This is a genomic window from Methylicorpusculum sp. (assembly GCF_030651835.1).
In the GTDB taxonomy this organism is placed as follows: domain Bacteria; phylum Pseudomonadota; class Gammaproteobacteria; order Methylococcales; family Methylomonadaceae; genus Methylicorpusculum.
Genome location: NZ_JAUSBX010000056.1, coordinates 63,725 through 71,281, shown reverse-complemented (window position 1 = coordinate 71,281; position 7,557 = coordinate 63,725). Strand labels below are relative to the sequence as shown.

Here is a 7,557-nt window from a genome sequence, read left to right as displayed (position 1 = left end):
CCAAGTCTTTTTTGATACGCCGACGTAAGACGATGGCGCGCCGGTTCCGGCTCCAGCCGCTGAGACGCAAGGTCGATTCGGCACCTTGCCAACCTTGGCCTGCGTCTATCCAGTCGTAGCCGCGCATGAGCCGGTCGACGAGGGTCCGCGTACCTTTGGTCAGGCGCAGTTTGAACAAATACGGTACGTCTCTCTGTTCTGCCCCACTCATATTGGCTTCGGTGCCCCAGTCGCGGTCGCCTCGGATCAACGCCGGCCAGTGTTCACGGGGCAGGCGTTCCAGTAATGCCCATAACCCGGGGGCACTGTGCTTGGACGCGACTTGTTTGCCGCTCCGGACTTCCACGTCCAGAATCAAGCGCAGATTGGCGATCATATAAGTGTGGTAGGTGTGCGACGGGCGTCCCGGTTTATGCGGGTTGTAACCGACTTCCGCGCCTTCCTGCTGGCCGTAAATGGTCTTCACCGTGGCATCCGCATCCAGAATCCAAGGCTCACTCAACACCGGCGCATAGACTCGCTGAAGGCTTCCTTGTAACCAGGGAATGACTTCCTCTTCCGGCGCTTTGCTGAAGCTGCGCCGCACCGAGTCTTCGCTGACCACTTTGCTCATGCCCAATAAACCGGGATTGACGCCATCACCGCGCAAGGCGTTGATGTGGGCATAGCGCTGATGGCCCGACAGCACCGACAAGAGCACCGTACCTAAAACATCGGTTTTAGTCGGGGCATTCGGACTCGTCCAGTGCAACGGACAGTTCGACACCCACTCGTCAAACAAGCCACTGACGTGCAGGTAGTCGATAAAAAACGGCAACTGTCCCAACGGCGTTACGGCCGCTTGCGGATTCCATTCGACATGAATCCGCCCGCCAAATGTGTCGACCGTTACTGGTTCGGCTAAGGTTATCAATGCTTTTGATTGGCCATCACCCAATGGGTGAGTCATGATCTCTTGCATAAGCGCCTCATTCTCAATTGACATCAATTACTTGAGATAGTTTAGCAAGTTTTAACTGCTCTTTTTAGGTTAAACAAGTCAGCTCCAGCAAGGATGCCGAACAGTTATTAGGTCGGGTGCTGCGCATGCCGTTTGCCCGGCGTCGGGTGATTGAAGATCTGAATCGGGCTTATGCTCATTTAGCTACCAAGGGGTTTGCCAATGCTGCTAAGGAGTTAACCGACAAGCTGATTGCAATGGGCTTTGAGGAAATGGAAGTTGCCGCCTTTTTACGTCAGCAATCACCAACCGATGATGAAGGGCAAACTGATTTGTTTGGGCAAACTGGTGGTGCAGTGCCAAAGCTTGAACTGGTTTATTTGGTTATTGAATTACCCATCATGCCCGAACTGGAGCATCTGGATGATGACGATAAACGCAAATTGGCAATTACTGAGGATAAAGATAATCAAAAAATTATCGTTCGCGTTAATGGCGAAGCATCAGATGCACTACAGCAAACGCTGATTAAAGCTGCCGGTAAAAAACCTGCTCAAGAAGCCATCGCCCGCGATTTACGCATCCACAATCAGAGTATCCAGGCGCAAAAATCGCCCTCGGAGCGCGGCGAAAGCTTTGGCCGGTTGCCGTTGCTGTGTGCGTACATTCAAGACGAATTGGAACTGGTCGAACCGGAAACCATTTTGGAAAACGGCCATTTGAATTTGCTCGAGTACCCTGCCAAGTTGAATAACTTCCGGATTCAGGAAACCAGTAACAGTTTTTCAATTGACATGGACGGTAAGGAAATCAGTTTTTCCCTTGCTAAACAAAACGAGGTAATTAACTTCAATGAAGATTTACTCGATGTCACCAAACAGGATTTAATCAGTTGGCTGGACCGGGAATGTAAGCAAGCCGATGTCATGCAGCGAGACCTGATTAAATTTAGCGCTTTACTGATTAAAGATTTGCTGCAAACAGCCAACATCAATTTAACGACTTTGGTACGCAATAAATTTCCCTTGTTACGAGCGGTGAGGGATTTAATTGGCTTATATCGGAGACGCGCGCAAAAAGAAGGCTATCAGCAAACCTTGTTCGGCAACGAGGCGCAAGTCTTGTTAAGCGATGAGTTTGTCTACCGCTTTTCGCCGCAACACTATCCAGCCAGACCACCTTACTATGCTGGCCGATACAAGTTTCAGAAGCATTTTTTCCCGCTCATTGAGGATCTGAAAGCCCAAGGCGAAGAGTTCGAATGCGCCAAGGCAATTGACAGTTTGCCGGAAGTGAAATATTGGATTCGTAACTTAGTCCGCCGTGAACATGCCTCTTTCTGGCTACCGCTGGCCCATAACCGGTTTTATCCGGATTTTGTCTGCGAACTCAAAGATGGGAGGATGCTGGTCGTCGAGTACAAAGGCGAAGCTTATGTCAGCAACGACGATTCGGCTGAAAAACGCGCTGTAGGCAATCTGTGGGCAAAAAACAGTAATAATCGTTGCTTATTTATAATGGCCGTTGAGCAAGATAACGATGGACGAGATGTAAGACAACAGATACAAAGTTTGCTGGGTTAGGCTAAATAAGTGATGGTAAATATTGGATAGAAAGTTGATTTAAGAATAAATCTAATCTTATTAAACCACACCTACCGGAAAAATCCGGCAGCCCGTTATCTTTCTCGCCGTCATTCCGGCATGGATTGCCGGGATCTAGTTCACAAGGATGTGAACGTCCGAATTGCTGCTCGTTGCTTAGCGTCTCAAATACTGCCTTTCCGCAGCAATTCGGCAAATTTCTCCGGCGGTACCGGCTTGCTAAAGAAATAGCCTTGAATTTCATCGCATTGTTTTTCACGTAGAAAATCAAGTTGATCCTGTGTTTCTACGCCTTCTGCGATAGTTTTGAAGCCAAGTCCTTTTGCCATGCCGATAATTGCGGTCACTATAGCGGCGTCTTCGGTATCGCGGCCTAGGTCTCTGACGAAGCTTTGATCTATCTTAAGCTTGTCGATCTGGAACCGTTTGAGATAGCTCAGCGAAGAATAGCCGGTGCCGAAATCATCAATAGCCAGTTTAACGCCCAGTGCATGTAATTGATTGAGTGTACTGATGGTTTGTTCTGTGTTTTCCATAGCGATGCCTTCTGTCATCTCCAATTCCAGCAAGGCAGGGTCCAGTTTATATTCCCGCAAGTATTGGGCAATCATCCGGTAGAGTCGGTCTTGCCGGAACTGCGCAACGGACAGGTTGACCGCAACAGGGACGATATTTAGTCCTTCATTTTGCCAGGTTACATTTTGTTGGATGGCGGTATGCAATACCCAGTCACCAATGTCGACAATCAGGCCGCTCTCCTCGGCAATAGGAATGAAACGGCCTGGCGGCACCATGCCTTTCTGAGGATGCTGCCAGCGGATCAGTGCTTCAACGCCAATAATCTTTGATGTTTTTGCATCAATTTGCGGCTGGTAATACAGGATGAGTTCATTTCGCTCCAGTGCCTGACGTAACTCATTTTCTACCTGCAGCATTTCATGAGCTTGCTGATGTAATTGGCGGGTGAAAAATTGGAAATTGTTGCGGCCATTTTGTTTGGCACGGAAAAGTGCGGCATCAGCGGATTGTGCAAGCTGTTCCAGTTCGTTGCCGTCTTGAGGATATTGCGCAATGCCGATACTGGCGGTTAGCGTCATGCGCTGACCTTCCAGAGTAAAAGGCTGGGCTATCAGTTCCAGAATTTTTTGGGCAACATGGGCAGCCCCTTCCGCATCAGTGTTGGGTAATAAAAAAATGAACTCATCACCGCCCTGACGGCACACCGTATCATCCGGGTGTAAATGTTCAATCAAGCGATTGGCCAGCTCTTTAAGCAGCTGGTCGCCAATGCTGGGACCCATTGAGTCGTTAACTATTTTGAAGCGATCAACATCCAGATACATTAACGCAAACGAACTGTTGGCTCTCTGTGCGGCAGCCAGGGCCAGTTGGGTTCGATCACGCAGCAAATCCCGGTTGGGAAGATGTGTCAATGGATCAAAATTGCTTAAAAATTGGATACGTTCTTCGGCCGCTTTGTGTTCGCTGAGATCGTTCAAAATACCGATATGGTGTGAAATACGGCCATTCTGGTCGCGAATAACACTGATGGAAAGCCATTGAGGATAAAGACTGCCATTTTTGCGGCGGTTGATCACTTCTCCTTGCCAATGACCCTGATTCAGAATTTGCTGCCACATGTCCTTATAAAAGGATTTGTCTTGCTTTCCTGAAGAAACCAGTCTTGGATTTTTACCTAGCGCTTCCTGAAACGAGTAACCGCTGATTTCTGAGTAGGCCGGATTGATAGCGACAATCTTGTTTTGAGCATCGGTAATGATGATGCCTTCACGGCTGAAATCAAATACCTGGGCATTCAGCCGTAACTGTTGTTCTGCCTGTAAGCGCTCGGTGATATCCTGAACTGTGCCATTGATCGCTATGGGCATGCCGTTCGTGTCACATTTAAGTTCGCCATGCATTTCGAGTATCCGTTCGTTGCCCTCCGGCAGCAGCATTTTGAATAGGTGGGAGCCTGCCGTCCCATTTTTCACCAAGTCGTTGAGCCATGCTTGCAGGACCAGGCGATCCTGGGGATCAATCCGTTGTGTAAACGCGTCAAGGGTTTGTTCAAAGTTGTCATGGGTTGTCTGAAAAATGTGGTAGGTTTCGTCAGACCAGGTGACTTTATGAGAAGGCAGATCAATGCGCCAACTGCCTATTTGTGCAATGCGCTGAGATTCGGATAGCAGTTTTTCATTTTCAAGCAACGACATTTCCAGGCGTTTGAGTTCGCTAATATCGGTAGAAATGCCGCAAAGTCCATAGATAGTGCCATTTTCTCGCATTAAGGGGATTTTGACTGCCCAATAGCTAGCGACTTTACCTGTTGATGTGACGATATTCGCTTCTTCTCTTTGGACCGCTTTGCCATCGACCAAAACACAGCGGTCATTTTTTAGTATTTGTGCGGCGCTTTGTGCATCAAATAATTTTTCATCGGTTGCGCCAATCACTTCGTCCATCGTCTTATTCCAAAGGGTCAGGCAGTTACGATTAACATATTGGTAACGTCCTGCTTCATCTTTGATATAAATATAAGCACTGACATTTTCCAGAACTGCCGACATTTTAGCTTCATTTTCTGCCAGTGCCTGTTCGGCCGCTTTTCGTTCTGTTATGTCCAGGCATGAGCCAATATAGCCCTGAAAAATACCCTGGTCGTCAAAGTAGGGGGCACCGTTATCTATAATCCATCGGTATTCACCGTCTCGGTGTTTCAAGCGGTATTCCATGCAAAACGGTTCTAGACGTTCGAAATGACTTAAAAACAGGTCCATGCAGTGTTTAATATCATCGGGATGTACGCCCTCCATCCAGCCATTACCCAACTCTTGTTCCATTGTCCGTCCGGTAAAATCGAGCCAGATTTTGTTGAACCAGGTGCACTTTTTATTGGTACCGGATACCCATATCAGTGCCTGAGAAGACTCTGTGACAAAACGAAAATGGGATTCGCTTTTAAACAGAGCTTTTTCGGTGAGTTGCCGCTGATTTTCGCGATCGAAATTGTCGAGAGCGAAACTGATGTCGCAAGCCATTTCCTTAAGAAGATTGATGGCATCCTTATCAAAGGCGCCTGTCTGGGCGTGATAGACAGAAAAAACGGCAAAAGGTTTGTCATTACGCTGAATGGGAAATGCCGCAGCGGAATGCCAGCCGAATGTTTTGGCGCTTTCATGCCAATGACGGGTAATAGCGTCGTTGAAGTAGTCATTGACAATGACAGGGTGATTCTCTCGTAAGGCTGTTCCTATGATGCCGCATCCCAACAGGAGGTCACCACGCGAAGAAATAGTCAGTTTGTCAAGGTAGTCTAAGTCCTCTCCATGACAGGCAACTGGATCGATGTGCTGATCTGCTTCATTGAGTTGTCCTATCCAGGCCATTTTCATACCGCCGAAATCGACCGCGCACCGGCATACGAGAGGAAACAGTTCGCTTTCGTCGATCATCCGGACAATGGCTTGATTGGTCTCGCTTAGCGCTTGGTAAAGATGCGTCAAGCGCAGAATGCGCTGTTCGGCGTTTTTACGTTCGGTCAGGTCGCGTAGAATGGCGAAATAAAATTGACTATCCAATTGGCTCGCACACACTTCCGCTGCAAATTCGCTTCCATCCTTACGCACATGCATCCATTCTTGAAGATGTGTGACTCCGGTCATCATGTGGCTGACTTCTGAATCCAGCCTGGGATGTTCATGTGTCGCTAATATGTCGGGTAAGTGTTGTTGTAAGAGTTCAGACCGGCTATAACCCAGCATTTTGAGGGCCGCAGGATTAGCATCGATTAGACGATGATCCCGGGATATCAGCAGAATCCCATCCCCGGCTTGTTTGAACAAGAGTTGGAAGCGGGATTGTGCACTTTCACGTCCTGAGGATAACAGCCAGGTCAGAAGGCTTAATGTCAGCGTGACAGCTGTTCCCGCAATGGCTATCAATAGGACATGATCGCCCGGCGAGATACGTTCTATAAAAGCGGGGGTTGTGCTGAGTTGCAGGGCCCATTGGCGGCCGCCGAATTCTATCTCACGACTGGTTTGTAAGCTGCCTGATAGAGTCCGTTCATGATGAGATATATTGTCAGAGTGATAGAGGGGGGTAGGGTCGTAATCGGGAGAACGATCATGAATATCAAAATCTATATCGGGATCAATCGCTCCGCGCAGTCCGGCCATAAAATCGTTCATTCTAAACGGAACATCAACCCAGCCGGCATTAGCCGCTCTAAGTTCTGCCTGGGTGTCGAGTTTTACGCCTTGCTTATAGATAGGCAAGTACATGACAAAAGCAAATACCCCCTGTTTGCCGGCATCCTGCACCAGCGTGATTCGGGAGGTGATGGCAATATCGCCGGTGTCCCGTGACCGCTCCATGGCTGTTCGTGCATGAGGTAAAGTAAATGTATCGAAGCCATGTGCTTTTAAGTTCTCATCAGTCAATGGTTCGATATGCGAGATCGGTGCATAAATGTCGCGTTGACCCTCCGGTTTAATCGAATAGTTTGGGAGATTTTGTTTCCGTATTTCAGCGGTATGTCGGTCTTTATCGGCGTGAGGCACCAGGGTGACCAGGCCTATGCCTTGAACACCGGGAAGCTTTGTTTGTACATTCAGTGCCTGAATGTACGCTCTGAATTCTTCAGTCGAAATGTAATCCGAGCCTTCGAAGAAGCCTTTAACGCCCCGCATGACCACTGAAAAGTTGTTGATCCGGTTACGGATAATCTGGGTTGCCATATCAGCCGAGGACTCAAATGCACTGCGCAGATGTTCAATGCGCTGTTGCTCTGCATGTCGCCATAATGTGGCTGTAATGCCTAAGCCGCTCATTAAAACCAGACTGAAAAAAATCCAGGGGGCTAAACGGCGGTTGACTTCGCCAATAAAATATTTTCCGGAGCGATGAGTCATGCCTAAAACCGGTATTTAGTAAGTGGAATATCTTAATCAGTATAGCAAAGTGACTAACGGTTGACCTTACTCCAAAGTCTAAAGCATCGCATATCCA

At 48.2% G+C, this 7,557-nt stretch carries 3 protein-coding genes; 1 reads left to right on the top strand and 2 read right to left on the bottom strand.

Going from position 1 to position 7,557, the window contains the following annotated elements; translation table 11 throughout:
• Nucleotides 1-961, bottom strand: a 961-nt coding sequence (locus tag Q7V32_RS07535) for a transposase (RefSeq protein WP_304896365.1), incomplete at its 3' end; no start/stop codon positions are given.
• Nucleotides 962-1,086: 125 nt separating this feature from the next.
• Between Q7V32_RS07535 and Q7V32_RS07530 the strand changes: the two genes are divergently transcribed.
• Complete coding sequence (locus tag Q7V32_RS07530; protein WP_304896364.1) at nucleotides 1,087-2,523, top strand: hypothetical protein; 1,437 nt, start codon at nucleotides 1,087-1,089, stop codon at nucleotides 2,521-2,523.
• 185 nt (nucleotides 2,524-2,708) lie between these two features.
• Here Q7V32_RS07530 and Q7V32_RS07525 read toward each other — a convergent pair whose 3' ends face one another.
• Complete coding sequence (locus tag Q7V32_RS07525) at nucleotides 2,709-7,460, bottom strand: EAL domain-containing protein (protein ID WP_304896363.1); 4,752 nt, start codon at nucleotides 7,458-7,460, stop codon at nucleotides 2,709-2,711.
• Between the last annotated feature and the right edge of the window lie 97 nt (nucleotides 7,461-7,557).

Bases quoted from the DNA above. Each gene is read 5' to 3' on its own strand.
- Q7V32_RS07525 (WP_304896363.1), bottom strand. From the start codon at position 7,460: ATGACTCATCGCTCCGGAAAATATTTTATTGGCGAAGTCAACCGCCGT.
- Q7V32_RS07530 (WP_304896364.1), top strand. From the start codon at position 1,087: ATGCCGTTTGCCCGGCGTCGGGTGATTGAAGATCTGAATCGGGCTTAT.